Raw genomic sequence first — 25637 nt, 5'->3', positions numbered from 1 at the left:
TTATTAAATAATGCGTAAAAGTAAGCGAAAAGAAACAATAATGGCACAATTGAAGAACCTTTTGGTTCAGCATGGTTTGCCTTATCTTTTTATTGCACTCGTTTTGTGTAATGGTGTTTACTTTGCCTATGCTTTTATAAATGGAAGTTCTGTTGAGCAATTCCAAGCTTCTGAATTGACCTCTTTTTACGAACATACTTCTTCTATTTCTATAAAATAAGTTAGATTTGCTTTTGTTAAAATTACAACAAGTTTGCTAATTTTCAGTGTTATAGTATGCGTGCATAAAAGTGCAGGAACGATTGCCATTATGAATAATAAAACTCCTCTCTCTCCTCAACCACTTATTGAAGTGAAAAATTTGAGTTTTAATCGAGGGGAACGCGTCATTTATGACAATATTAGTTTAAATATACGTCGAGGCCAGATTACGGCCATTATGGGACCTTCAGGTACAGGTAAAACAACTTTATTACGTCTGATTGGTGGACAGCTAGTTCCAGATCAGGGGGAAGTTTTACTCGACGCTAAAGATATTGCCAAAATGTCTCGTCAGGAACTTTTTTCCGCTCGTGCACGTATGGGAATGTTATTTCAGAGTGGGGCTTTATTTACGGATATGTCCGTTTATGAAAATGTGGCGTTTCCAATCAGAGCGCATACAAAGCTTCCTGAAAATCTCATTGCCGAACTGGTTGCATTAAAACTTGAATCAGTGGGTTTGCGCGGTTCTGAAAAATTAATGCCGACAGAACTTTCAGGTGGTATGAATCGTCGTGTGGCATTGGCTCGCGCCATAGCACTAGATCCAGATTTAATCATGTACGATGAACCTTTTGCTGGTCAAGACCCTATTGTAAAAGGAGTTTTGACACGTTTGATTCGTTCATTACGAGAAGCATTAAATTTAACAACAATTATTGTTTCGCATGATGTGGCAGAGACATTGTCGATTGCCGACTATATTTATGTTGTCGCTGAAGGCAGAATTCAGGGTGAAGGTACACCTGAGCAACTCAAGGCACATGCTTCGCCATTTGTAAAACAGTTCTTAACTGGTTCGGTAGAAGGGCCAGTTGAATATCAGTTTAGCCCCCAAGCTTATTTAGATAACGAGGTTCGTCCATGAATACGATTGCCTGGTTAGGTAGACTCGTTATTGAGCGGATTCGAGGCATTGGTGCTGCGGCACTAATGCTCTTGCAGATTATTTTTTCATTTCCTACCAAGGGCGGTTTTGGTCGTTTTGTTTACCAAATGCATCGCGTAGGTGTGATGTCCTTACTTATTATTGCCGTTTCTGGTTTGTTTATTGGTGCTGTTCTTGGCTTGCAGATGTATAGCATTTTGGTCACTTTTGGTGCTGAGTCGATGTTGGGTACAGCGATTTCGTTGACACTACTCCGTGAGCTTGCTTCTGTGGTTGCTGCATTGCTATTTGCAGGACGAGCAGGTTCTGCATTGACTGCCGAAATTGGTTCAATGAAGCAAAGCGAACAGCTTGCCAGTATGGAAATGATTGGTGTTGACCCTTTAAAGCAAATCGTATCACCACGTCTTTGGGCAGGTATTGTCAGTTTGCCAATGTTAACTGTGATATTTGCAGCTATTGGTATTATTGGTGGCAAGATGGTCGGTGTTGACTTTTTAGGTGCTGATGAAGGCTCCTTCTGGAGTGGTATGCAAAATACAGTGCGCTTCGGACATGACATTTTCAATGGCACGATTATTAAAAGTATTGTTTTTGCTTTGATTTGTACATGGGTCGCTGTTTATCAAGGCTATGCCTGTGATCCGACACCAGAAGGCATTGCAACGGCAATGACCCGGACGGTTGTATATTCTTCATTATGTGTTTTAGGTTTTGATTTCGTGTTGACTGCGGTCATGTTCGGAGGGATTTAATGAAATCACGTAGTAGTGAACTGGCCGTTGGTATCTTTGTCATTATCTTCGGCATTGCATTGTTTTTTTTAGCAATGAAAGTTAGTGGGCTTGTCGGTACGAACTTAACTGATAGTTATACCATGAAGGCTCAATTTGATAACGTCAATGGGCTAAAGCCACGTGCTAAAGTAACAATGAGTGGTGTTACAATTGGTCGTGTTGATTCAATTACACTTGATCCAGTTACGCGTTTGGCTACCGTAACATTTGGTTTAGATGGAAAATTGACAAGTTTCAATCCTGAACAATTAAAAGAAGTTCAGAAGAATGCGCTTGAAGAGTTACGTTATAGCTCAGATTATACGCAGGCTTCTCCAGCGCAACAAAAAGCAATGGAACAGCAACTGACGAGTAACATGACCTCCATCACAAGTATTGATGAAGATGCTTATATAATGGTAGCAACCAATGGTTTGTTGGGTGAGAAATATTTGAAAGTTGTACCTGGCGGTGGTTTGAACTACCTAAAACGAGGTGATACGTTTTCAAACACTCAAGGAACTATGGATTTAGAAGATTTAATTAGTAAATTTATTACTGGTGGTGGGGCTGGTAAAGTTGCTGCCGGTTCAGGCTCAACAGAAGCAAGTGCTCCTGCAAGCACTACTAAAGACAGTGCACAAGCATCATTTGTTGAGTAAAAGATTATTTGAAGGAGTGGTTCCTGGTGAATACGTTGTTTAAACAAACCCTGACAGCAAGTCTTTTGTCTACCATGATTGTGGGTACAGCATTTGCTGCACCTTCAGAAGCACCACCTGATTTTATCAAGCGTGTTGCTGATGGTTTGATCAGTCGTTTAAAAGCTGATCATGCAAAATTGCAAAGTAATCCAGCATTAGTAAAGACTATTGTACGTCAGAATTTAGACCCGTATGTCGATTCACAAGCATTTACACGCATTGTAATGGGCACTTACGCAACAAATCAGTATAGTACAGCGGCACAACGTGCTCAGTTTGAAACAAACTTCCGTAATACATTAATTGAAAATTACGGTAGTGCATTTGCTAAATATACGAATCAAAGCTATACCATGCGTCCTTACAAGGCAACTGCAGGTAAAAATCCAGTAGTAACTTTGGACTTTAGTCATAACGGCGACAAAATTCCTGTATCTTTCCAGTTAGATGATAAAGGTACTCAATGGAAAATCCGTAATATCAACGTTTCTGGTATTGATCTAGGATTACAGTTCCGTAATCAGTTTGCATCAACTGTGAAGCGTAATGGCGGTGATTTGAATAAAGCAATTGCAACCTTTAAACCGGATGCAGATGCTGCTGTTAATCAGAACAAACAAAAATAGTAGGTGACGAGTGATTCAGTATCTCAACCAGCAATTGGTTGTTTCGGGAAAAATTGATTTTGAAAATGCGGAACAACAGTATCAAGCTGGTTTAGCTATCATTAAGAAGCAGCAAAGCTTCCCTCTGGTGGTAGATTTAACAGAGCTTGAGCAAGGTAGTACCTTGGCATTGGCTGTTTTAGTTCAATGGTTACGAGCGACTCCACAAAAAACTGGTTTGCATCTCAAAAATGTACCTGAGAAAATGCTGAAGATCATTCAAGCCTGCCATTTGCAGGAAGATCTACATTTGATCTGATGTTCAAGATATAAAAAAGCACCTAAATATAGGTGCTTTTTTTTGCTGAGAATTAGTATTTCATTCCAAAGCTTAGATCCATTTTTTCCAACGGAAATAAATGATAGGACCAATAAAAAAGCCGACAATAATTAATAAAACTGCTATAAAGCTGCTTTTACCATGGGCAAAAGGTAATACTTCTGTATTCATCCCATAGATGCTGGCAATAAGCATGGGAGGAGCTAACATACTTGGTAGGATCGAGAATCGACGGATTGTGTCATTCTGTTCGGTATTAATGAATCCAGATGTCGTATCAAGCAAGAATCGTACTTTTTGGAATAAGAAAGCATCATGTTCTACGAGTGAGCGAACATCTTCACTAAGTTCTCGAATATCTGCATCGTAAATATGACTACCTAATGCGCGTGGACGTGATAAAAAAGTAAGTACTCGTCGTAAATCAATCAAACAGAGCTGTGCTTTTCCTAGCACGTCTTCTTGTTGAGCTAGGCGGGTAATCATGTCATCTAGATCTAGAATCTTTTCACGTTGGTGATTGTTCAGAACTTCTGTAGAGTATTTTTCTAAATCTTTGTGGATATCTTCTAAGATATCTGCAAGTTCATCAAGTTTTGCTTCAAGAAGACCTAATAAAATCCATGTTGGATCTTTATAGTCCATGTCATAGTCATTTCGGCGAGCGCGTGCACGAAAGGCACGAAAGGCAACTAATTTTTCTCCCCGCATCGTAAAGAGACGGTCTTTGTGTAGAATAAATGCAACCGTTTGCACCATCGCTAAAATATGTGATGAATCTTCTGCGTCACCATCCACTTGATAGTTTTTATTTTTCGTTAAAAAATAAGTACTGATATGCAAAATACCATCATCATCACGGTAGAATCGTGCTGAGGATGAAATATCTTCAAGCGATTTTAGTGTAGGTAAATTTTGGTCATAGGCATCTAGTACCCATTGTTGCTCTTCTTGCGAGGGTGCAATAAGATCAAGCCAGACTAATTCGGGATGTAGATCAAATCCACCATTGATGGTGGCATCTTCCAGACTTCCGCGTTCTGTGGCATAAAAGGCTTCAAGCATGTGTCTTTTTTCCTCACGCAGTCTGATGGAAATGGATGGGTGTATTTTAGACAAGGATTTGCCGAAAAACACTTGCTAATACGCTATTTTGCAAAAAAAAACTCTATCGATAGTTTAGTTTGTCAGCATGACAGTTCAATAAAACGGTTTTTTACACTATGAATTCAATTTGTATTTTCTGTGGTTCATCTCTTGGTTCAAACCTAATTTTCCAACAAGTTGCCAAAATTACTGGTGAGGCTATCGCAAAACAAGGTAAGACCTTGGTTTATGGCGGTGGTCGCTCAGGCTTAATGGGCGTTGTCGCTGATAGTGCTTTGCAAGCAGGTGGACAAGTCATTGGCGTGATTCCTCGTGCTTTGGTCGATCGTGAGTTAGCTCATCCGGGCTTAACCAAATTATATGTGGTCGAAAATATGCATGAGCGTAAAACCAAAATGGCAGATCTCTCCGATGGTTTCATTGCTTTACCTGGCGGTGCGGGTACATTGGAAGAAATCTTTGAACAATGGACGTGGGCGCAATTAGGTATTCATCAAAAGCCATGTGCTTTCTTAAATGTAGCTGGCTTTTATGAAGATTTACTTAAAATGATTCAAGGGACGGTAGATAATGGATTTAGCCAAGCACGGTTCGTTGATAAATTGATCGCATCAGACAAAATTGAAGATATTCTTCAACAATTTGAGCAATATCAGGCTCCTGCTCCAAAATGGATAAATGCTGATGTTCAACCATAAACGAGGTTAAATAAGTGAAAACAATTACGGTCGCTGCTGCAGTGATCTTGAACGAGCAAAATCAGTTGTTGCTCGTAAGAAAGCGTAATACTCATGCTTTTATGCAAGTGGGTGGCAAACTGGAACCCAATGAAGCACCAGATGTCACAATGCAGCGAGAAATTTTAGAAGAAGTTGGAAGTTCTTGTGTAATTGAGCAATTTCTTGGTCGTTTCGAAACAGCAGCGGCGAATGAGCCAGATCATATTCTGGTCAGTCATTTATATCTTGTTCAGCTCGATCAGGCACCTAAAATTGCAGCCGAAATTGCAGAAATGAAATGGGTAGACTTGAATGATTCAGAAATGCACCTCGCACCATTAACCCGTGAAATTGTTATTCCTTGGTGTGAGCAGCATCTATCTACGGATTAATCATTTTAACTGGTCAAAGTTGCCGCTAGACAAGCGGCATGGACGGATGTGCAGCCTAATTGTTTAAGTGCTTGACTAAGCGCATGAATAGAGCTTCCTGTGGTTATCACGTCATCAATGATAAGAACACGGCGATAACGCCGTTTTTCTTGAGTAAGCGCAATAAACTGTTGTTCAATGTTCTCAAAGCGTTCCAGTCGAGAAAGCCCTTTTTGCGAATGCTCAGCAAGGCGCTGCACCGGCTGCCAAACAGGTATTTTTAATTGTTTACTTAAGATATTTGCGAGTAACAACGACTGATTTAAACCACGTTCGATTAAACGTTGATTCGAAATAGGCATAGGCACAATAGCCTGTACTTTGGGAAATTTGAGTTGTTGTAAAATTTCCCCTAACAAGATTTGATAATGTAATTTTTGTTCATACTTAAACTGCTGAATGATTCGGCTAACTGGATATTCATAATCACAGGCCACAAGAACTGATTGATCATTGCGTTGAATTGTTTGCTTAAGCCAAGGTAACTGCTTCCAACAGTCCTTACAGAGCGAATGTTTTTCTCGGACACCTGACTCGCATAATAAGCAAGGTGAGAGCAATTGAATAAGATGCTGCGGATTTAAGAAACTAAACATACGCGTAACGAGGCGCTTCTGGAAGCCAACGTTTTAATAACGCATCTGCTTGTTCTGGATAATCTTTTAAGACTTGCTGAGCTACATAATGAGCTTGACTGAGTAAGTGATCATCTCGCTCTAAACGAGCCACTCTAAAACCCATATCCCCAGTTTGTTTAGTACCTAGTAATTCACCCGGTCCGCGTAACTCAAGATCTTTTTCTGCAATCACAAAGCCATCATTACTTTCTCTTAAAATGGAAAGTCTCTCTTGCCCATTTTGAGAGAGAGGTGTTTTGTATAAAAGTACGCAAAAGCTTGCTTGGGCGCCTCGACCTACACGACCACGTAATTGGTGTAACTGAGAAAGTCCTAAACGCTCGGCATTTTCAATGACCATAATAGAAGAGTTGGGAACATCGACCCCAACTTCAATGACTGTGGTTGCAATAAGAAGTTGTAATTCATTATTCTTAAACGCTTGCATGACAGCTTGTTTTTCGTCAGCTTTCATTTTGCCATGCACTAAGCCAATATTAAGCTCAGGGAAGCGTTCTTTCATCTCTTGATAGGTTGCTTCTGCTGCTTGAGCATCTAAAGTTTCAGACTGTTCAACCAGTGTACATACCCAATATGCCTGTTTCCCATCTCTACAGTTTGAAGCAATCCGTTGAAGTACTTCTTCACGACGATCAAGTGGAATCGTAACGGTTTGAATTGGAGTACGACCCGGTGGCAACTCATCAATAATTGAGGTGTCTAAATCGCCATATGCACTCATTGCCAGTGTTCTTGGAATAGGGGTAGCTGTCATGACGAGTTGGTGTGGGGTGAACTGCTCAGCACCTTTATTACGTAGAGCTAAACGCTGATCTACGCCAAAACGATGCTGTTCATCAATAATTACCAAACCTAATTTTGCAAATCCAACGCTATCTTGAAATAGAGCATGTGTACCAATAATAAGTTCAGCGTGGCCTTCTTTAATTTGCTTCTCTGCTTGAGCACGCGCTTTACCTTTTTGTTTTCCAGACAACCACGCAACTGTAATGCCTAAAGGCTCAAACCAACGTTTAAAATTCAGATAGTGCTGTTCTGCAAGAATCTCAGTAGGGGCCATTAATGCAACCTGCCAATCAGCTTCTAAAGCATGGCAAGCGGCTACAGCAGCAACTAAGGTCTTTCCAGCGCCTACATCGCCTTGCACTAATCGAAGCATCGGTTGGTTCTGCTTCAAATCATTTAAAATTTCTTTAGATACACGTTTTTGTGCATTGGTCATTTGAAATGGCAAAGCTTCTAATAACTTTTTAGCTAATATTTTGCTACTTGAAAAAGCTGGAGATGCAATTTGACGAATATAAGCACGGCGATTAAGTAAACTAATTTGGTGTGCAACCAGTTCTTCAAAAATAAGTCGTTGTTGGGCTGGATGTGAACCTTGGGCCAACTGGAGCATATTGGCATCAACGGGAGGCTCATGAATGTAATACAGAGCCTCTTTAAGCGCATAGCCATTAGTATATTTTTTTGGGAGCAGCTCTGGTAAGGCATCACTATGATGCTTTAAAGCTTGTTTTACATATTCACGTAATTTGGGTTGAGTCAGTCCATCAGTACTTGGGTAAATTGCTGTAAGCTGAGTTTTTGGTAGGGGCGTATGTTCATTAATAAGCTGAATTTCAGGATGATACATCTCAAGGCCGCGAGCACCGACACGAACTTCACCAAAAATACGTAAGCGATGACCTGGTTTTATTTTGTCAGTCAGATTTTTATAAATATGATAAAAGCGTAAGGTAACTTTGCCGAATTCATCTTGAACCAAGGCCGCCATAGATTTTCGTTTTCCCGGAGGGAAGTCAATTGATCTGACCTCACCTTCGAGTAAATAGCTACGTCCAACCACAAGTTGATTCATTGCAATAATTGTACTGCGGTCTTCATAATCACGTGGCAGATGAAACAGTAAATCATCTGTGGTAAAAATATTTAGTTTTTCGAGCAGGGCTGCTGAAGCCGATCCAACGCCTTGTAACTGATGGACTGAAGTCATGTCCCCTCAACGAGTTTTCTATGCATATATTATTTATCGGTTATGGTAAAACATCTCAGCGTGTTGCTAAACAACTATTTGAGAAAGAACATCAAATTACCACAATCAGCCGTAGTGTAAAAACGGATAGTTACGCAACCCATCTTGTTCAAGATATCTTTAAACTTGATTTAAGTAAAATTGAACCTGTAGATGTCGTATATATTTTACTTTCTCCAAACGAGAGTACGGTTGAGGGCTACCAACATACTTATGTAAATAGTATTGAACCGATTCGAGATGCATTAAAAATACATCCAGTAAAAAAAATAATCGTAGTGTCATCTACGCGAGTATATGGTGAAAATGCAGGGGAGATCATTGATGATTTTAGTGAAATTCAGCCAAATGATGCACAAGGCCATATATTGCGGAATATGGAGTTGCTTTGGCAAAAACATTATCCAACACAATGTGTAATTATTCGCCCAACTGGGATTTACGGAACTTCAGTTTCCCGTTTAAAGAAGATGGCTGAAAATAGTCAAAGTTATCCAAATATACATTATAGCAATCGAATACATATTGATGATTTAGCAAAATTTTTGGCTTTTATGGCTGATTATGAAAATCATCAAACGAGCTATATTGTGACTAATAACCAACCATTGCCCTTGCATGAAGTTATCGTGTGGTTCCAAAAACAATTGGAATTACCAGAGTTAACGTTAGAATCAAACCAAATCTCAGGTAAAAGAATTTATGCGAAACATTTGCCCGAAACGGGTTTTCAATTAGAGCATCCAATTTGCTTTAATGACTATTTATTATGTTTAAATGTTCATAGCACTAAATAAAATTTTGATTAAACTTTAAATAAGAACATAAATACCTGATGAGGCAGTCAAATTGCCGATAAAGATAAAAAGGTTGAAAGTGAAAAAAATCTGTTTAGCTCTTATTTTGAGCGTAACAGCTGTTGCGAGTTGGGCCGATGATCAGGTATGGTGTGCATATGATCCGATTGGTTCCCAAGGGGATATTACACGTCGTTTAAATGACATTCGGTTGTATGCTCAGCAGTATCAAGTCAAATTTAAAGTAGTTACCTATCAAAAAGAACAGCAGGCCATACAAGCTTTTGATGATGGTAAATGTTCAGGTTTAGCGGCATCTAATTTTAATACTTATCGCTATAACCAGTTTATGGGAAGTACCGCTGGTATCGGAATTATTCCCAATAATCGTACTGCTAAGAGCTTATTACAGCTTTTGAATCATCCAACAGTTGAGAAAAGACTAATTTCTAAGGACTATGAAGCGGTAGGAATGATTCCTATTGGCACAGCCTATATGGTCCTAAAAAATAAAAAAATCTCTAGAGTTGCTCAATTAAGAAATCAGCGTATTGGTGTGTTACCTAACAATCCACCACAACAAGCATTGGTACGAAGTGTAGGTGCTCAGCCAGTTTATGTTGATTTATCTAATGCGATTGTTCAGTTTAAGCAAGACAAAATCGATATTGTTCCAGCTCCCATATATGGACTATTGCCATATAATTTACAAAAAGAATTTGGACCAGATGTCCAAGTCATTAACTTTCCTTTGGCATATTTCGGCGTCAATTTAATTATTAAACCACAAGCTTATCCTGCTCATTTTGGCCGAAAAATTCGAGGATGGTTTGTTCAAAACAGCCAATTACTGACTAACCGTGCGACCCAGTGGGAAAACCATTTACCAGCCTATTACTGGGTGGATGTTTCTTTTTATGAAAAGCAGAGCTATGACGTTATGGTTGCAAAAATACGTAATCAGTATGTTCTTTCAGGTTATTACGATGCTTATTTTGTTCAACTTATGAAGCGTCTGCGTTGTATGGATGATCCACGCTATTTTGAATGCCCAATTCGCTAATAAAATAAAAGGCAACCGAAGTTGCCTTTTATTTTGAATAAAAATCTTAAGATTTTTTACGCTTTAAACGTCGTTTTGCTTGTTGAGATGCCATAGCTTCAAGCGCATCTTTTAATTCTTCGTCGGTAAAGGTTGTGATGTGCTGCAACATTTGTAAGGTTACTTCATCAAGTACCAACTGTGCGCCAGCAGCCATTTGACGGAAATTTTCATCAAACTCGATTTGGCCTTGGTCGTTTGTACGAATGTAATTTTGCTGTGTAAGTACTTTTAGGAAGCTTTGGAATAAAGCTTTGTCGAAGAACTCTGGCGAATTAAATTCATATAGAACTGACAAACGTTGTCCGAGTAAATGACTTAATTCTTCAACCTGTTTAGCAGAAATATTACCCGAACCACGTTGAGTAATGAGTGCAAGTGTCATGTAGTAACGCTCAAGACTTTGCTTAACAGGAGTAGCTAAAACAACAAGCTGATTATGCTCTTCGGTATTTGGTGCAGAGCTAATCAAGTTACCTTCATCATCTTGCTGAATAAGATTTGATTGAACCAATGCATTTGCATATTGCTCGATCTGTTCCTTAAGTTCGCTACTCTTCCATTTAAGGAATAACTCTGCCTTCAAGAATGGATACAGGGTATAGATGACGTTGTTTAAATCTGAACGGCTAATTTTTCCATTGTGTTCAACAAGTGATGCAACCAGGGAAGGTAAAACAAAGGCGTGTAAAATGTTATTACGGAAATAGGTCAGAAGAACTGCTTGGTTATCTTCAATTCCAATAATATCGCCGAGTGCGTGCTGAACTCGTTTAATGAGTTTAAGCTTTAAACCATAAGCAATAATTTCTTTACCAGAAAGTGGCGTTACTTCCATACGTTGGTCATATGGGAAGTTTGATGCCAGATCGCGGTAAGCTTCAAGCTGCTTAATACAGATTTCTTCATCAAGCGTATGCTTTGGAGTTGCAAGCAAAATAATAGAAAGTAAAGAGACAGGGTTAATCACCACAGCTCGGTTAATATTTTCTAAAATTGCATGTGCAGAGCTATTTACTGCATCTGAAACTGCTTGAGGAATTGGGTCGTCATTTTTCTCGATAAAAATGTTTTCTGCATTATGCTGTTTAAGCAGATCATCAAGGAAAACAGGTTCACCAAAGTTCACATGGACTTTACCGAAAATACGTTCAATTTTTCGTAAGGTTTTTACAATACCAAAAATTGATTCAGCTTCTTTCGGTTTACCTTGCATTTCGCCTACGTAAGTCGAGCCTTCCATGAGGCGTTCATAACCAATGTAAGTTGGTACAAATACAATTGGCTTTGTACGGCCACGTAAATGACTATGAACCGTCATGGCTAGCATGCCAGTCTTAGGCGGTAATAGGCGTCCTGTACGCGAACGCCCACCTTCAATAAAGTACTCAAGTGGTGTATTACGAGAAAGAATACTATATAAATATTCTTTAAATACCGTTGTATAAAGGCCATTGCCACGGAAAGAACGGCGAATAAAGAAGGCACCACCGCCGCGTAAAAGCTGTCCAACGAAAGGCAGGTTTAGGTTATCACCCGCAGCAATATACGGAACCATAAGGCCACGTCTATAAATCACATAAGACAATAATAAATAGTCGATGTGACTGCGGTGACAAGGTGTGTAAACCACTTCATAATCTTTTGCTAGTTCACGAACAGTGCTGAAGTTATGCACATCTACGCCGTCATAAAGCTGGGTCCATAAGCGCGTTAAAGCAAGATCGGCAAAGCGGACTGCTGAATGTGAATAATCCGATACGATTTCATTGACATAGCCAATCGCACGACGTTCAGCTTCGAGCATACTGACTTTCCCGCGAATACTTTCACGGCGGATTGCTTCTTGCACATCGCGAGATTTCACAACCGACTGCATGACATTACGGCGATCCGATAAATCGGGACCTAAGACCACTTCACGTTGACGATCTAAGTAATCATTTAACGTACTTACAATATAAGTGGCTGGTGAAAGGTTCGGATAATGCTGTTGAGCATATTCAACCAATTCACGTAGTGATTGTGGTTCATGAAATTCTAAGTAAGATTGTCGACCATGTAAGCCAATGTTGACCAATTGCTTAACGGTGCTTGGTGTAGCCCATGTATCTGAAAATAAAAGTTTAAACCAAGAATCTTCTTTATCTGGTGAGCGGCCCCATAAAACGGTAACTGGAACAAGCTCTATATCAAGTTCAGGATTTTCTTGTAAGACTTCAATTAATTTTAATAAGCGTGGTGGAAAAGCATGAGGAGGAGGATTCAGTAAATTATTTTCATCATTGTGCTGTAAAAATAAAACTGATGCTTTTTCCTGATGAGTGCCAACAACTAATGGGTCTAACGCAGGTTTTAAATTTAAACGACGCGTTTCACCATCTACCACCAAAGCATTGCTTCGAGAATGGTTTTGTAAGACATAGCACACCACTTTCTGGCGGTCAGTCTTTGCTTCTGTTTCTGTTGTTTCTGATACTGGTTCAGTAGGAACTTCCCCAAGAACATGTGGTGTTACCACGAGGTCAAGTAGCTTACTCGAAAGCCGACGATACATTTGACCAAACCCACTCTTGGACATAAGAACTCCTACTTCTTAAAGACAAATCCCAGCACCAAATGCGGAGGGTAATTATTTTGAGGCATTTATTGAAAAAAACAATATGCTAATAGCTTATAAATTATAATGCTTTTGGCATATTTTATCGTTAAAAATCGTATTTTTAGCAGTTTTAAGGGTAATGTTCCTCAGAAGTTGACTGATTGTTCCATGTTCAAATAGTTTTTTATGGCACAATAGATTTTACACATCTGTCCTTTAATACGATTTTTTACCTGAAATATGAAGGTATCTCTCATGAATGCGTTAACCCAAGAACTAGTCGAGCTTCTCACTTTAGAAAAGCTAGAAGAAAATATTTACCGTGGCATGAGCCGTAATCTTGTCGGTAAACGTGTCTTTGGTGGGCAGGTTTTGGGTCAGGCTTTACGTGCAGCATCTTATACAACCGATCGCCCAGCGCATTCTTTGCATGCATATTTTTTGTATGGCGGCGATATTAATGCCCCGATTATCTATGAAGTAGACCGTTTAAGGGATGGGAAGAGTTTTGTAAGTCGTCAAGTTCGTGCAATTCAGCATGGGCGAGTCATATTTTCAGCGATGGTTTCTTTTGCCAATCCAGAAGAAGGTTTGAACTATCAACATCAAGAACCTGAGTATCCTGCACCAGAAACGCTTAAATCTGAAAATGAGCTGAAACAGGGTATTCTAAACTTTGTACCTGAAAATGTTCGTGCTAGTTTCATGCGTGAGCGTCATGTAGAAATTCGTCCAATTGATCCGGTAAACCCGTTTCAGCCGCAACCAGAAGCTCCCTATAATGCACACTATATTCGCACCCATGATCGTATTCCAAAACAATTAGATGATATTGCCTTGCATCAAGCAATTGTTGCGTTTTATTCAGACTTTACCTTAATGACAACAGCTTTAAGACCGCATGGCTTAAGTTATATTTCTCCAAGTTTGCAATGTGCAAGTATTGATCATGCAATTTATTTCCACCGTCCATTGCGTGCAGATGAGTGGATGCTTTATGACATGGAAGCCACAGTGAGTGCGGCTTCAAGAGGACTCAATTTCGGTCGTATGTGGCAAGATGGCCAACTTGTATGCAGCACAGTACAGGAGGGGTTAATTCGTTTGCGGGAAATTGAAACTCAATAAACCTCTTGAAAAGCCATCTAACCAGATGGCTTTTTTATTTTTAATTGAAACGATGTGACAAAAAATTGCTCGTATGAAAAGCGAGCTCATGTCATATTTGCAACAGGATTGCCAACTGAAAAAAATAATGCTGATATGAACTTAAATACACAAATTTTGATTGCCGCCATTTTGGGTTTAGCCTTTGGTTTTCTACTCACCATGTATCCAGACACAGCTTTTGTAAAACATAGTTTATATGGGCTTGGAATATTAAGTAGTGTTTTTATTGGGCTTCTTAAAATGCTTTTGGTGCCTTTAATCTTTAGTTCGATTGTTGTAGGGGTATCAAACTTACAAGCGGGCGGACAGTTAGGACCAGTCTGGAAAATTACATTTTTATGCTGTTTAACTACAACGACTTTAGCCCTAATTTTAGGTATTAGTTGTGCTCATTTATTTGAGGTTGGACGTGGCATAGATATTTCTATTTTCCAGACATCTATGCAAAATTATCAAGCGCCAGATAGTTTAAACCCTGCTAGTTTTTTCACGAATTTTATTCAAAATACTTTAATCAACCCATTTAAAGCTTTTAGTGATGGTAACGTTTTAGCCGTTGTGGTCTTTGCTTTATTCGTCGGTGTCGCTTTGGTACAGGGTGGGGAGCGTTTTAAAAGTATTCGTTTATTGAGTCACCAGTTCTTTGAAATGATGATGCTACTGGTTGGCTGGGTCATGAAATTAGCGCCTTTGGGTATTTTTGCTTTATTAGCAAAGTTAATGGCAACGGAAGACATTTCGGTATTAAGTCGTTTGGCTGAGTTTGCAGTCGTTGTAACAGGTACAACCATTTTCCATGGCGCTGTTGTTTTACCACTATTACTTTGGATTTTTGGTCGTATGAGCCCTTGGACTTTTTTCAAAGGAACACGTACAGCATTAATTACAGCATTTGCAACCAGTTCTAGCTCTGCCACGATGCCACTTAGCATGAAGTGTGCACAAGAAAACTTAGGCGTGCGCCCTCAAACGGCCGGATTCGTTATTCCACTTGGCACTCAGCTTAATATGGATGGTACCGCTTTATATGAAGCGGCAGCTGCACTGTTTGTGGCAAATTTGGTGGGACTAGATTTAAATATGACACAGCAAATTATTGTTTGTTTAACAGCAATGATCGCATCACTTGGTGCACCTGGAATCCCGAGTGCTGGCATGGTGACTATGATTATGGTTTTACAATCGGTAGGTTTACCAGCTGAAGCAATTGCCATTTTACTGCCAATTGATCGCCTATTAGATACGGTAAGAACGGTGGTAAATGTGCAGGGCGATATGATGATTAGTGTTGTTGTAGACCGCTATACGAAAGATAAAGATATCAGTGTTTAATATCTCGAAATAAAAAAAGCAGGATTTAAAATCCTGCTTTTTTATTTTTAAGCAGCTTGAAGCTCTGCTCTTTTTGCTGCTGGAGATTGCGATAAATAGCTAACCGCATCTTCAGTGCTACCTTCTTTGACTGGATCATACCAAGGCATGAGGTAATCAATTTGTTGTGAAATAAGCCAGATTGGGTTTGGTAGAACCTGATTATCTTTTCGGCTAATTTTGTACCACTCTAAAGCAACCCACACTGGGAAAAATCTAGATTTAGCGGCATCTGAAAAGCGTGGATCTTGTTTCATAATATGTGCAGCACCGTCTACCCATAAACCAAGTACCAGCACAATCACTGCAAGGCTTAAATAGTAGCGCGGAATATAACCACCACCAAGATGACGATATAAATCAAAGGCTACGGTACGGTGTTCGATTTCTTCTGAACCATGCCATTTAACTAGATCGACCATTTCAGGGTCAGCGCCTAATTCTTCCCAGCGCTTGTTATATAGAGCATATTTACCTAACACACAGGTCATATGTTCAACAGTGGCAACAACACCTAAACGGAATAAATCCCATTGGCCTTGTAAGAAATTTGGAACTTCTTTATCAAAAGGCTTATCTGCTAAAGCTGTCGTAAATAAATAGTTCATGATGTCCAGATTTCTCTGGATATCAATATTACGTACGTTTAAATATTCTTTATTTGCAGAGGTGTGTGCATTGGCATGCATAGCTTCCTGACGGATAAATGCTTGTACATCCTGTTTGAGTTTTTCATCTGTGATTTGTGGTAAAACCTTGTTATACAAACGGCAAAACCAGAACTCACCAGCAGGCAAGATGTTATTAATTTCATTAATAAAATAACTTGCGAAAGGCTGATTAGGAATCCAGTCGACAGGGGTATCTTTCCAGTCAAATTTTACTTTACGTGGAAGAATTTTATAATCAATAGAAGAACCTAAAGCCTTGTTCTTCAAAAAAGATAACAATTTCATCATTTAGTCCTGATTTTTAACTCGATGAAGTTATAACGAGTATAAAAAAAGCCCCTACATTTGTGTTTAGCAATAGGGGACAATTGAGTATAAATTTAATGAAGAAATTGTATCTGTGAGGATAATTTAGCTTTCAGCATCCTCATCTGTCGCTTCAGGGATTGAATCGACATCAAACTCTGGCTGTTGATCTAGTGTGAAATGCAGACGTCCACCCATAACACTTGCTAGCTCTTCTAAGCCTATTTTGTGAAGTGAAGAGAAAAGCTGAATAGAAAAATCAAGCTTCATTTTTTTTAGTTGCTGTTTAACTTCAAGCAATACTTTATTTGCAGGGCCGCGATTAAGTTTGTCTGCTTTTGTTAATAGAATATGAACGAATAGATGACGTGAATAAGCCCACTCTAACATCATCAGGTCGAAATGCTGTAGAGGATGGCGAATATCCATAAGTAAAACTAAGCCTTGTAAGCTTTGGCGGTGGATTAGATAGTTTTCTAATTCTTTTTGCCACACCTTTTTCATATCTTCAGGTACAGCTGCATAACCGTAACCTGGAAGATCGACTAAACGCTGATCGGGATTGCCTAGACTAAAGAAGTTAATCATCTGAGTACGGCCAGGTTTTTTAGAGGCGCGTGCTAGTTGTTTCTGATTGGTTAATGCATTAATCGCACTAGACTTACCAGCATTTGAGCGTCCTGCAAAAGCAATCTCGTAGCCAGTATCTTCAACACAAAGTGCCAATTTAGGTGCACTCATTAGAAACTCAGCTTGGCGCAACCAGTTTAATGATTGCACAGCATAGGCTGTGATCGCTGGATCTGGTGCTTTTTCATAGCTGATCTTTTGCTTGGGTGCGAGTCTGGCTTTGGTGTCTTTCGATTTTTCACTACGACGCATAAAAAATAACTTTTTAAATGAGAGGGCTCGTGCCTAGTATAAAGGAGCTTGGGTATTCTTGCTAATTTTCAATAAATTTACCCCATAAAGGATATTTATTAAATTTGCAAAAAAGCGATAGGAGAGTCAGACGGGGTAGACTTTGATTGCTGCAAAACCTCTCCAAGTGTGTATTGGTCTAGGCTTTGATAAAAGCTTTCTAGAGCTTGATCTAAAATACCTTTTAAACCACAGTGACTGCGTAATACACAAGGTGGTGTATTGCACTCAACGATTTGATTATCACCCTGTAATATTCGAACAATTGAACCTAAATTTGAATTAAGTGCATCTGGATTTAAGCGAATTCCACCGCCTTTTCCACGAATGGTAATAATCCATTCTTGTTTGCCCATAAAGTGAACAACTTTAACCAAATGGTTTTGTGAAACATGCAAATCTTTCGCGATTTCTGCAATCGTGTAGGGTGCATCACTGGGGCGTGCAACATACATTAATAGTCGTAAGGCATAATCGGTAAATTTATTAAGCTGCATGATCACCAAAAAGGGATGAGAATAAAAGGATGATCATCTTAGCCTGAAAGTCTAAATAAGAAAACTTTCAGGCAAGAGGTTTTTACATTACAGCGTTAAAGGAGCTGAAACCTGTACTTGATCACCAACTCTATAATGCTCAAGTAAAATATTAGCAACTGAAAATTCAGTATGGTTTTCTTCAGGCTGAACTTCGAAGTGATATGAGTTATTTTCTTGAGCTTCTGTAAATTTAAAAGCTTTCGGCTGTTCAAGTTGTTGCTCTGGCACTTGTACTTTTACCGAAATAAAAGCATTTGTAGGACTAGTTAGTACGTCCTCATGATCAGTTGCTTTTAAAGTGAAACGTTTGCCAGATTCAAGAGGATCAATTTGTGTAATTTCAAATGGACGCCAGCCAGCCCATCCCCCTTTTAAACTTTCAAGTTGTTCATATTTTTGTTTTTCAACGCCAATCAAGATATCTGCCAATTGTAGATAAGCTTGCTTCCATGCTTCGATAAGCTCTGATTCAAATGGCACGTTAAGTACTTCACTAATTGAATGAAGTAGGTTGTCACCAACAATTGCATATTGATCGGGCTGAATATCCAAGCTCACATGTTTAGTGGTGATACGTTCAACAGCTTTAGCGAGAACAGTAGGGTTCTCAATATTTTCAGCATACGCGAGTACTGCTGCTGCAAGCGCGCGCGGCTGGCGTAAACTGGTTTGGTCATCTAAGTTAAAAACATTTTTTAATTCGGGATTGTTATTCAACATACGCTTATAAAAATATGTAGTTAGCGTAACACCGTGTTCACGTAAAACCGGTACAGTAGATTTAACAAGTTCAATTTGTTGTGGAGTCATGGCTAGACCTTATTTATCTGGCTATATAAGATGTATTTAAAATACATCTTTAAAAGATTAATGGCAATAGTTTTTCAAGAAAAACCATAAAAAAATTAGGGAATATAAAATCCCCTGAAATTAACATAATGTTATTAAATATTTTTTATTTTCCGAATAAAGAACCAAGCAGACCTCTTACAAGTTTCTGTCCTGTACTACCTCCTAAGCTTCGAGCGGCACTTTTTGCAAAGGTACCAACAATATCTTGGGTAAGTTTGGCTCTTTCACGTGCTGCTCGCTCTTCCTCTTTTAATTGTTCGCGTGCCAATCTTTCCTGCTCTTTAGCCTGCTGTTTTGCTAAGGCATCTTGTTCTTTGGCAAGCTCTGCATCTTGTTTCTGCTGTTCACGTTCAGCGACTTTATTCTGTAACATCTCATAAGCACTCTCACGGTCTACAGCTTGCTCATAGACGCCAGCAATAATACTTTGTGAAATTAAAGCTTGACGCTCTTCTGGAGTGATTGGTGTAAATGCCGAGTAAGGGGGCATGACCCAGCCGCGCTCTACAATTTGTGGGGTACCTTGCTCATCTAGGCAGCTAATGAGTGCCTCACCAACGGCTAGCTGTGTAATCGCTTCATCCACTTTAAAATTAGGATTAGAACGGAACGTATCTGCGGCAGTTTTTACTGCTTTTTGGTCTTTAGGTGTAAATGCGCGTAGAGCATGTTGCACACGGTTACCAAGCTGACCTAAAACATTTTCAGGTAAATCTAGTGGATTTTGAGTAATAAAATAGATACCTACACCTTTAGAGCGAATCAATCTCACAACTTGTTGAATTTTTTCTTGTAGAGCTTGGCTGGCATTGTCAAACAGCAAGTGTGCTTCATCAAAGAAAAACACAAATTTAGGTTTATCTAGATCACCGACTTCTGGGAGTTTCTCAAACAACTCCGAAAGCATCCATAGTAAGAAAGTGGCATATAATTTTGGTGTATTCATGAGCTTGTCGGCAGCAAGAATATTAATGTAGCCATGTCCATTTGTATCGGTTTGAATGAAATCTAAAATATTTAAAGCTGGCTCTCCAAAGAATTGCTCTCCACCTTGATCGGCAAGAGCAAGAAGATTACGTTGAATAGCCCCTAAGCTTGCTGGAGATAAATTGCCATATTCGGCTTTAAATTCCGCAGCATGTTCACTCACAAAGGTGATCATTGCTTTTAAATCTTTAAAGTCGACTAACAGTAATCCTTGGTCATCGGCAATACGGAAAACTGCTGCCAAAACGCCTTCTTGTGTATCGTTTAAGTTGAGCATGCGAGCCAGCAAAATTGGCCCAATCTCAGAAATGGTCGTACGAATAGGGTGGCCTTGTTGGCCAAATAAGTCCCAAAAAACGACGGGATTGGCTGCGAAAGGAACGCTATCAATCTGCAAAAGCTTTAGTCGTTCATTAAACTTATCTGAAGCTTCGCCTGCTTTTGCGAGGCTTGAAACATCGCCTTTTGCATCGGCAAGAAATACGGGAACACCAATTCGAGAAAAACTCTCTGCTAGAACTTTTAATGTAACTGTTTTGCCTGTACCCGTGGCACCCGCAACAAGGCCATGGCGGTTAGCAAACTGGGAAAGTAAAACAATTTCTTTTGATGTGTCATTAATATTTTTCGCAATAACAATCGGTGTACCCATATATTTTTATCCTGTGGTTCGAGTCACTATGATCTTGTCGTTTTTACAGTTGTTTCAGTGCATTTTCGATATCTTGAATTAAATCTTGCGGATCTTCTAGTCCTATACAGAAGCGCACCAACAATCCTTGTTGTAAATGTGTATTCTCAAGTTTTCTCATCATTTTTAAATCATAAAGCATGACCAGACTAACTGGTCCTCCCCAGCTAAAACCGAGCTTAAATAATGCTAATGCATCGCAGAAACGACGTACTGCTGTAATGTCATATTCAGGTTTGAAAATAACACTGACTAGACCAGCACTTTGACCATCTGTGCAGATTTCTTGCCAATATTGATGGCCGGGGGCAGTGTCATCACTTGGGTGTAGTACTTGTGCAAATTGAGGTTGGTCTTTTAGCCACTTAAGTAAAGTTTGAGCATTGGCTGACTGTTGTTCATAGCGTAAAGACATATGAGCAAGACTGCGTTGAATTTGAGCTGCGTCATCTCCTGAAACAGCAATACCTAAAGTGGCATGCGTACGGAACAGGCGATGATGGAGTTTGTCATCACGAGTTACAATGCTGCCCATTAAAATATCACCGCCACCGCTCGGATATTTGGTGAGTGCATGAACGGTTAAATCGACTGATAGATGTTCATCAGAAAAATTAAAAGCATTAAACGCAAGCCCAGCGCCCCAAGTATTATCTAGGGCTGTTAATACACCGTGTATTTTGGCTTTTTTGACTAGATTCTTAAGATCAGGAAATTCTAGAGTAACTGAACCCGCGGCCTCTAACCACAATAGTTTACTTCTTTCAGTTGGTTGAAAGCTTGAAGCGTCAATCGGGTTATATACTTTAACAATAATGCCATATTGATTTTGCAGATGATTTAAATGCTCTAGGTTGGGTCCATAGATATTGTCTGGTACCCATACTTCATCATGAGTGCTTAAAAAGGCTGAGTTCACAACATTAATTGCTGATAAGCCACTCGGTGCAAGCAAACAATGCAATCCACCTTCAATTTGCGCAATATTGTCGCCTAAGGTGAAGGTGGTGGGTGTGCCATGTGTTCCATAACTATAGTCGTAATCATCCGTCCAATGGCGGTCAAAAAGGTGCGAAGTCGATTTAAAAATAATAGTGGATGCACGAAATAAGGGTGGTTGGACTGTTTCAATAAATTGTGGAGCCTTTCTTGGGGCATGAATGAGGCGAGTCTGGAGGTCGTTATACTTTTTCATAGTGCGTTGCATTTTAGATAATAAAGTTAGATTAAGAGAAATTTAGATTCTTCGCTAGATTTACGAAGTTTTATAAGACGTTTCGTTACAGTAGACTCATAAAATAAAAACTTGGCTTTATTTTTGCAAAGACCACTACAACATTCTAACAACAATAGGTTTAAGCGCATGAAGTCGCATTTACGTGTTCACTATTTTCAACATATCGCGGGTGAGGGTTTTGGGAGTTGTTACTCATTTTTGAAAGCTCACCACGCGACAATTAGCTCTACAGAGTTTTTTGCACTTCCGGTTGATCGGTCCCTAGAAATAGAAGCTTTACCCCAAATTGAAGAGGTTGATTTGTTATTGGTCATGGGTGGAACCATGAGTGTAAATGATGAGGCGAATTTTCCATGGCTCAAAATAGAAAAGAGGTGGTTGCGCCGTTATTTAGCAGCAGGAAAACCAGCTATTGGTCTTTGCTTGGGAGGGCAGTTAATTGCTAATGCGTTGGGTGCGGCGGTGAGTCGTAATCGCTATCAGGAGCTTGGATGGTCAACTGTTCAGCGAGTGGCAAATTTACCTCAAGAAAGCTTTCCATTACCAGAGAAGATAAAGGTAATGCAGTGGCATAGTGAGACCTTTGAAATACCTAAAGGCGCTATACACTTGGCTCAAAGTCCGGCTTGCCGCAATCAGATGTATCAGATTGGAAAAAATGTGCTGGGTTTTCAGTTCCATCCAGAGATGACCCCAGCAACTTTAGCGCTTTTACTTGAAGATGAAGAAGAGTTATCTATTTTTGATGGAGAATATGTTCAATCTACGCGTGAACTACACTATTCCGAAGCACAAAAATTTGAGCAAGGTAATCAACTCTTAAATAAAGCGATTGAATTCGTAATAAGTGCCTAGATGAACTCTCAATGCTCGATTAAAGTAGGTTTTATAGAGAAAATAGAAAAAGAGAATTGCATAAGACTTAAACAATCGTTATAATGAGCGACCCTCAAGAGGAGGGGCATTTGCTGCGAAGAAAGTGGTAAATGTGCATTACAGTCGTGGCATCGATCATGACCTTAGTGATTTTCACTGCCTTTGACACTTACCGATAGGTGAGATGCGTCAAGGGTGATTCTTTATATGTTTGGCTTGGAGTTTACTGGTATGTCTAACCAGAGAATTCGTATCCGTTTGAAGTCTTTTGATCATCGTCTGATTGATCAATCTGCTCAAGAGATCGTAGAAACCGCTAAGCGTACTGGCGCACAAGTTTGTGGTCCAATTCCGATGCCTACTCGCATCGAACGCTTCAACGTTCTTACTTCACCGCACGTTAACAAAGATGCGCGTGACCAGTACGAAATCCGCACCTATAAACGTTTGATCGACATCGTTCAACCTACAGATAAAACTGTTGATGCATTGATGAAATTAGATCTTGCGGCTGGTGTTGATGTTCAGATCGCTTTGGGTTAAGGCTTTCGGTTGATTAACTTTCAAGTTAATTAGGCCGCTTTTTTAGAGGTTTATGCACATGGCTATTGGTTTAGTCGGTCGCAAATGTGGTATGACTCGCATCTTTACAGATGCAGGTGTTTCTGTACCTGTTACAGTCATCGAAGTCGATCCAAACCGCATTACGCAAATCAAAACACTTGAAACTGATGGTTATCAAGCTGTTCAAGTAACTACTGGTGAACGTCGCGAATCTCGCGTAACTAACGCTCAGAAAGGTCACTTTGCGAAAGCTGGTGTTGCTGCTGGTCGTTTGGTTAAAGAGTTCCGTGTTACTGAAGCTGAGCTTGAAGGTCGTGAAGTTGGCGGTACTATTGGTGTTGATTTGTTCACAGTTGGTCAAGTTGTTGACGTAACTGGTCAATCAAAAGGTAAAGGTTTCCAAGGTGGTGTTAAGCGTTGGAACTTCCGTACCCAAGACGCTACTCACGGTAACTCAGTTTCTCACCGTGTATTAGGTTCTACAGGTCAAAACCAAACTCCTGGTCGCGTGTTCAAAGGCAAAAAAATGGCTGGTCACTTAGGTGATGAACGCGTAACAGTACAAGGTCTTGAAATCGTATCTATTGACGCTGAACGTTCTGTTTTAGTTGTTAAAGGTGCAATTCCTGGTTCAACTGGCGGTGACGTGATCGTACGTCCTACCATCAAGGCCTGAGGGGAAATACCGTGAATTTGAAAACTGTTTCCGGCTCTGCTGTTGAATTGTCTGAAGTTGCTTTCGGACGTGAATTTAACGAAGCTCTTGTACACCAAGTTGTTACTGCTTATTTAGCAGGTGGTCGTCAAGGTACTCGTGCTCAGAAGTCACGTGCAGACGTTTCTGGCGGTGGTAAAAAACCATTCCGTCAAAAAGGTACTGGTCGTGCTCGTGCGGGTTCTACTCGTAGCCCTATCTGGGTTGGTGGCGGTAAAACTTTTGCTGCTCGTCCACAAGATTGGTCTCAAAAAGTAAACCGCAAAATGTACCGCGGTGCAATGCAATGTATCTTAGCTGAACTTGTTCGCCAAGATCGTCTTGTATTAGTTGAAGAGTTTGCTATTGCAGCTCCAAAAACTAAAGAATTGCTTGCTAAGCTTGGCGATTTAAATGCCGCTCGTGCATTGATCGTTACTGAAGCTGTAGATGAGAACTTATATCTTGCAGCACGCAACCTTCCGCATGTAGATGTGGTGGATGCAACTGCAATCGATCCTGTAAGCTTGATCGCGTTTGATAAAGTTGTGATGTCTGTAGCTGCTGCTAAGAAAATTGAGGTAGAACTCGGATGAACAACGAACGTATCTATCAAGTCCTTAAAGGACCAGTCTTCTCAGAAAAGGCACAAGTTTTAGGTGATACTGTTGGCGTTCAAGTTTTTAAAGTAGATATCAATGCTACTAAACTTGAAGTTAAAAAAGCAGTTGAAAAACTTTTTGGTGTAGAAGTTGTTAAAGTTAACACTACTATTACTAAAGGTAAAACTAAGCGCTTTGGTAAAACATTGGGACGTCGTTCTGATGTTAAAAAAGCATACGTCACCCTGAAAGCCGGCCAAGATGTTGAAATGGCTGACTTGGGCGATACCGCTGAAAGCGCAGCGGAATAAGGACGAAAATTATGCCGATTCAAAAATGTAAGCCAACGTCTCCAGGACGTCGCTTTGTAGAGAAAGTGGTTCATGATCACCTTCACAAAGGCGCGCCTTACTCACCGTTGGTTGAAGCAAAAAAACGTACTGGTGGTCGTAATAATAACGGTCACATTACAACTCGTCACGTTGGTGGTGGTCATAAGCAACACTATCGTATCGTTGACTTTAAACGTAATAAAGACAGCATCCCAGCTGTTGTAGAGCGCATTGAATACGATCCTAACCGTACAGCACATATTGCTTTGTTGAAATATGCTGATGGTGAGCGTCGTTATATCATTGCACCTAAAGGCTTACGTGCTGGCGATAAAGTACAATCTGGTAACGATGCTCCAATTCGTCCAGGTAACTGCTTGCCACTTCGTAACATGCCTATCGGTTCTACACTTCATAACGTTGAACTTAAAATTGGTAAGGGTGCGCAATTAGCGCGTTCTGCTGGTGCTTCTGTTCAGTTGTTGGGTCGTGATGGTTCTTACGCGATTGTTCGTCTTCGTTCAGGCGAAATGCGTAAAATTCATGTTGAATGCCGCGCTGTAATTGGTGAAGTTTCTAACCAAGAAAACAACCTTCGTTCATTGGGTAAAGCTGGTGCTGCGCGCTGGCGTGGTGTTCGTCCTACCGTACGTGGTATGGCGATGAACCCAGTTGATCACCCGCACGGTGGTGGTGAAGGGCGTAATAAAGGTATTCAACCTGTAAGCCCATGGGGTCAAAAAGCTAAAGGGTACAAGACACGTACCAATAAGCGTACGACTAAGATGATTATTCGCGACCGTCGCGTCAAGTAAAGG

The 25637-nt window shown here is 40.0% G+C and carries 28 protein-coding genes and 1 pseudogene; 18 read left to right on the top strand and 11 right to left on the bottom strand.

What is annotated here, in order from left to right; genetic code table 11:
* Positions 1–10 precede the first annotated feature (10 nt).
* The 6 genes from WA249_RS06010 to WA249_RS05985 all read left to right on the top strand — a co-directional run bounded on the left by WA249_RS06010 (position 11) and on the right by WA249_RS05985 (position 3554).
* A complete protein-coding gene (locus tag WA249_RS06010; RefSeq protein ID WP_026055540.1) occupies positions 11–220 on the top strand; it encodes a hypothetical protein in 210 nt (69 codons plus the stop codon).
* A 90-nt stretch (positions 221–310) separates the two neighbouring features.
* The gene (locus WA249_RS06005; protein ID WP_336167034.1) at positions 311–1129 is read left to right on the top strand and encodes an ABC transporter ATP-binding protein; all 819 of its coding nucleotides are present in this window, start codon (positions 311–313) and stop codon (positions 1127–1129) included.
* Positions 1126–1905: a lipid asymmetry maintenance ABC transporter permease subunit MlaE gene (mlaE, locus tag WA249_RS06000; RefSeq protein WP_336167032.1), complete on the top strand. Its 780-nt coding sequence runs from the start codon at positions 1126–1128 to the stop codon at positions 1903–1905. Before WA249_RS06005 ends, mlaE begins: the two co-directional genes overlap by 4 nt.
* The gene (mlaD, locus tag WA249_RS05995; RefSeq protein WP_336167030.1) at positions 1905–2588 is read left to right on the top strand and encodes an outer membrane lipid asymmetry maintenance protein MlaD; all 684 of its coding nucleotides are present in this window, start codon (positions 1905–1907) and stop codon (positions 2586–2588) included. Before mlaE ends, mlaD begins: the two co-directional genes overlap by 1 nt.
* A gap of 26 nt (positions 2589–2614) precedes the next feature.
* Positions 2615–3256, top strand: a complete 642-nt coding sequence (locus WA249_RS05990) for an MlaC/ttg2D family ABC transporter substrate-binding protein (protein ID WP_336167028.1) — start codon at positions 2615–2617, stop codon at positions 3254–3256.
* A gap of 10 nt (positions 3257–3266) precedes the next feature.
* Positions 3267–3554 (top strand): STAS domain-containing protein, encoded by a 288-nt coding sequence (locus WA249_RS05985; protein ID WP_336167026.1) that lies wholly within the window; start codon positions 3267–3269, stop codon positions 3552–3554.
* Between the two features lie 72 nt (positions 3555–3626).
* Here the strand turns inward: WA249_RS05985 and WA249_RS05980 are convergent, their stop codons facing one another.
* A complete protein-coding gene (locus tag WA249_RS05980) occupies positions 3627–4640 on the bottom strand; it encodes a magnesium and cobalt transport protein CorA (protein ID WP_336167024.1) in 1014 nt (337 codons plus the stop codon).
* Between the two features lie 158 nt (positions 4641–4798).
* On the opposite strand from WA249_RS05980, the gene WA249_RS05975 reads away from it, so the two are divergent.
* Both WA249_RS05975 and WA249_RS05970 read left to right on the top strand, forming a co-directional pair.
* Entirely contained in the window at positions 4799–5380 is a 582-nt protein-coding gene (locus WA249_RS05975) for a TIGR00730 family Rossman fold protein (protein ID WP_336167023.1), read from the top strand.
* Positions 5381–5394: 14 nt separating this feature from the next.
* Positions 5395–5793 (top strand): NUDIX hydrolase, encoded by a 399-nt coding sequence (locus WA249_RS05970; RefSeq protein ID WP_336167021.1) that lies wholly within the window; start codon positions 5395–5397, stop codon positions 5791–5793.
* Positions 5794–5798: 5 nt separating this feature from the next.
* On the opposite strand, the gene WA249_RS05965 is transcribed toward WA249_RS05970, so the two are convergent.
* On the bottom strand, positions 5799–6428 hold the full coding sequence (locus tag WA249_RS05965) for a ComF family protein (protein WP_336167019.1): 630 nt from the start codon (positions 6426–6428) through the stop codon (positions 5799–5801).
* Entirely contained in the window at positions 6421–8466 is a 2046-nt protein-coding gene (recG, locus tag WA249_RS05960; RefSeq protein WP_336167017.1) for an ATP-dependent DNA helicase RecG, read from the bottom strand. Before recG ends, WA249_RS05965 begins: the two co-directional genes overlap by 8 nt.
* 20 nt (positions 8467–8486) lie before the next feature.
* Here recG and WA249_RS05955 point away from each other — a divergent pair, with 20 nt between their 5' ends.
* Complete coding sequence (locus tag WA249_RS05955) at positions 8487–9302, top strand: NAD(P)H-binding protein (RefSeq protein WP_336167015.1); 816 nt, start codon at positions 8487–8489, stop codon at positions 9300–9302.
* 79 nt (positions 9303–9381) lie between these two features.
* Positions 9382–10365: a putative solute-binding protein gene (locus WA249_RS05950; protein WP_336167013.1), complete on the top strand. Its 984-nt coding sequence runs from the start codon at positions 9382–9384 to the stop codon at positions 10363–10365.
* 46 nt (positions 10366–10411) lie between these two features.
* Here the strand turns inward: WA249_RS05950 and plsB are convergent, their stop codons facing one another.
* On the bottom strand, positions 10412–12985 hold the full coding sequence (plsB, locus tag WA249_RS05945; protein WP_336167011.1) for a glycerol-3-phosphate 1-O-acyltransferase PlsB: 2574 nt from the start codon (positions 12983–12985) through the stop codon (positions 10412–10414).
* Between the two features lie 276 nt (positions 12986–13261).
* Between plsB and WA249_RS05940 the strand changes: the two genes are divergently transcribed.
* Both WA249_RS05940 and WA249_RS05935 read left to right on the top strand, forming a co-directional pair.
* A complete protein-coding gene (locus tag WA249_RS05940) occupies positions 13262–14134 on the top strand; it encodes an acyl-CoA thioesterase (protein WP_336167009.1) in 873 nt (290 codons plus the stop codon).
* A 108-nt stretch (positions 14135–14242) separates the two neighbouring features.
* A complete protein-coding gene (locus WA249_RS05935) occupies positions 14243–15508 on the top strand; it encodes a dicarboxylate/amino acid:cation symporter (protein WP_336167302.1) in 1266 nt (421 codons plus the stop codon).
* A 47-nt stretch (positions 15509–15555) separates the two neighbouring features.
* Here the strand turns inward: WA249_RS05935 and WA249_RS05930 are convergent, their stop codons facing one another.
* The 7 genes and pseudogenes from WA249_RS05930 to WA249_RS05900 all read right to left on the bottom strand — a co-directional run bounded on the left by WA249_RS05930 (position 15556) and on the right by WA249_RS05900 (position 21709).
* A complete protein-coding gene (locus WA249_RS05930) occupies positions 15556–16506 on the bottom strand; it encodes a metal-dependent hydrolase (RefSeq protein ID WP_336167007.1) in 951 nt (316 codons plus the stop codon).
* A 123-nt stretch (positions 16507–16629) separates the two neighbouring features.
* Positions 16630–17406 carry a ribosome biogenesis GTP-binding protein YihA/YsxC gene (gene yihA, locus WA249_RS05925; protein WP_336167005.1) on the bottom strand — a complete coding sequence of 259 codons (777 nt, stop codon included), beginning with the start codon at positions 17404–17406 and terminating at the stop codon, positions 16630–16632.
* A 98-nt stretch (positions 17407–17504) separates the two neighbouring features.
* Positions 17505–17942 carry an RrF2 family transcriptional regulator gene (locus WA249_RS05920; RefSeq protein WP_199968358.1) on the bottom strand — a complete coding sequence of 146 codons (438 nt, stop codon included), beginning with the start codon at positions 17940–17942 and terminating at the stop codon, positions 17505–17507.
* An 87-nt stretch (positions 17943–18029) separates the two neighbouring features.
* Positions 18030–18794, bottom strand: a complete 765-nt coding sequence (locus tag WA249_RS05915) for a globin domain-containing protein (RefSeq protein WP_336167002.1) — start codon at positions 18792–18794, stop codon at positions 18030–18032.
* 2 nt (positions 18795–18796) lie between these two features.
* A pseudogene (locus WA249_RS05910) lies at positions 18797–18921 on the bottom strand (hypothetical protein).
* A gap of 18 nt (positions 18922–18939) precedes the next feature.
* Complete coding sequence (locus WA249_RS05905; RefSeq protein ID WP_336167000.1) at positions 18940–20475, bottom strand: helicase HerA-like domain-containing protein; 1536 nt, start codon at positions 20473–20475, stop codon at positions 18940–18942.
* Positions 20476–20518: 43 nt separating this feature from the next.
* Positions 20519–21709 carry a PLP-dependent transferase gene (locus WA249_RS05900; protein ID WP_336166999.1) on the bottom strand — a complete coding sequence of 397 codons (1191 nt, stop codon included), beginning with the start codon at positions 21707–21709 and terminating at the stop codon, positions 20519–20521.
* Positions 21710–21877: 168 nt separating this feature from the next.
* Here WA249_RS05900 and WA249_RS05895 point away from each other — a divergent pair, with 168 nt between their 5' ends.
* The 6 genes from WA249_RS05895 to rplB all read left to right on the top strand — a co-directional run bounded on the left by WA249_RS05895 (position 21878) and on the right by rplB (position 25634).
* Entirely contained in the window at positions 21878–22606 is a 729-nt protein-coding gene (locus WA249_RS05895) for a type 1 glutamine amidotransferase (RefSeq protein ID WP_336166997.1), read from the top strand.
* Positions 22607–22858: 252 nt separating this feature from the next.
* A complete protein-coding gene (gene rpsJ, locus WA249_RS05890; protein ID WP_000070912.1) occupies positions 22859–23170 on the top strand; it encodes a 30S ribosomal protein S10 in 312 nt (103 codons plus the stop codon).
* 58 nt (positions 23171–23228) lie between these two features.
* Positions 23229–23867 (top strand): 50S ribosomal protein L3, encoded by a 639-nt coding sequence (rplC, locus tag WA249_RS05885; protein WP_004639526.1) that lies wholly within the window; start codon positions 23229–23231, stop codon positions 23865–23867.
* Positions 23868–23878: 11 nt separating this feature from the next.
* Entirely contained in the window at positions 23879–24481 is a 603-nt protein-coding gene (gene rplD, locus WA249_RS05880; protein WP_003653663.1) for a 50S ribosomal protein L4, read from the top strand.
* Positions 24478–24798 (top strand): 50S ribosomal protein L23, encoded by a 321-nt coding sequence (gene rplW, locus WA249_RS05875; protein WP_003653662.1) that lies wholly within the window; start codon positions 24478–24480, stop codon positions 24796–24798. Before rplD ends, rplW begins: the two co-directional genes overlap by 4 nt.
* Positions 24799–24809: 11 nt before the next feature.
* Positions 24810–25634, top strand: a complete 825-nt coding sequence (gene rplB / locus WA249_RS05870; protein ID WP_004789629.1) for a 50S ribosomal protein L2 — start codon at positions 24810–24812, stop codon at positions 25632–25634.
* The last annotated feature ends 3 nt before the right edge of the window (positions 25635–25637 follow it).

The organism is Acinetobacter sp. 161(2023) (assembly GCF_037027805.1).
In the GTDB taxonomy this organism is placed as follows: domain Bacteria; phylum Pseudomonadota; class Gammaproteobacteria; order Pseudomonadales; family Moraxellaceae; genus Acinetobacter.
The sequence above is the reverse complement of the archived record's forward strand: the minus strand, read 5'-3'. Positions and strand labels throughout refer to the sequence as shown.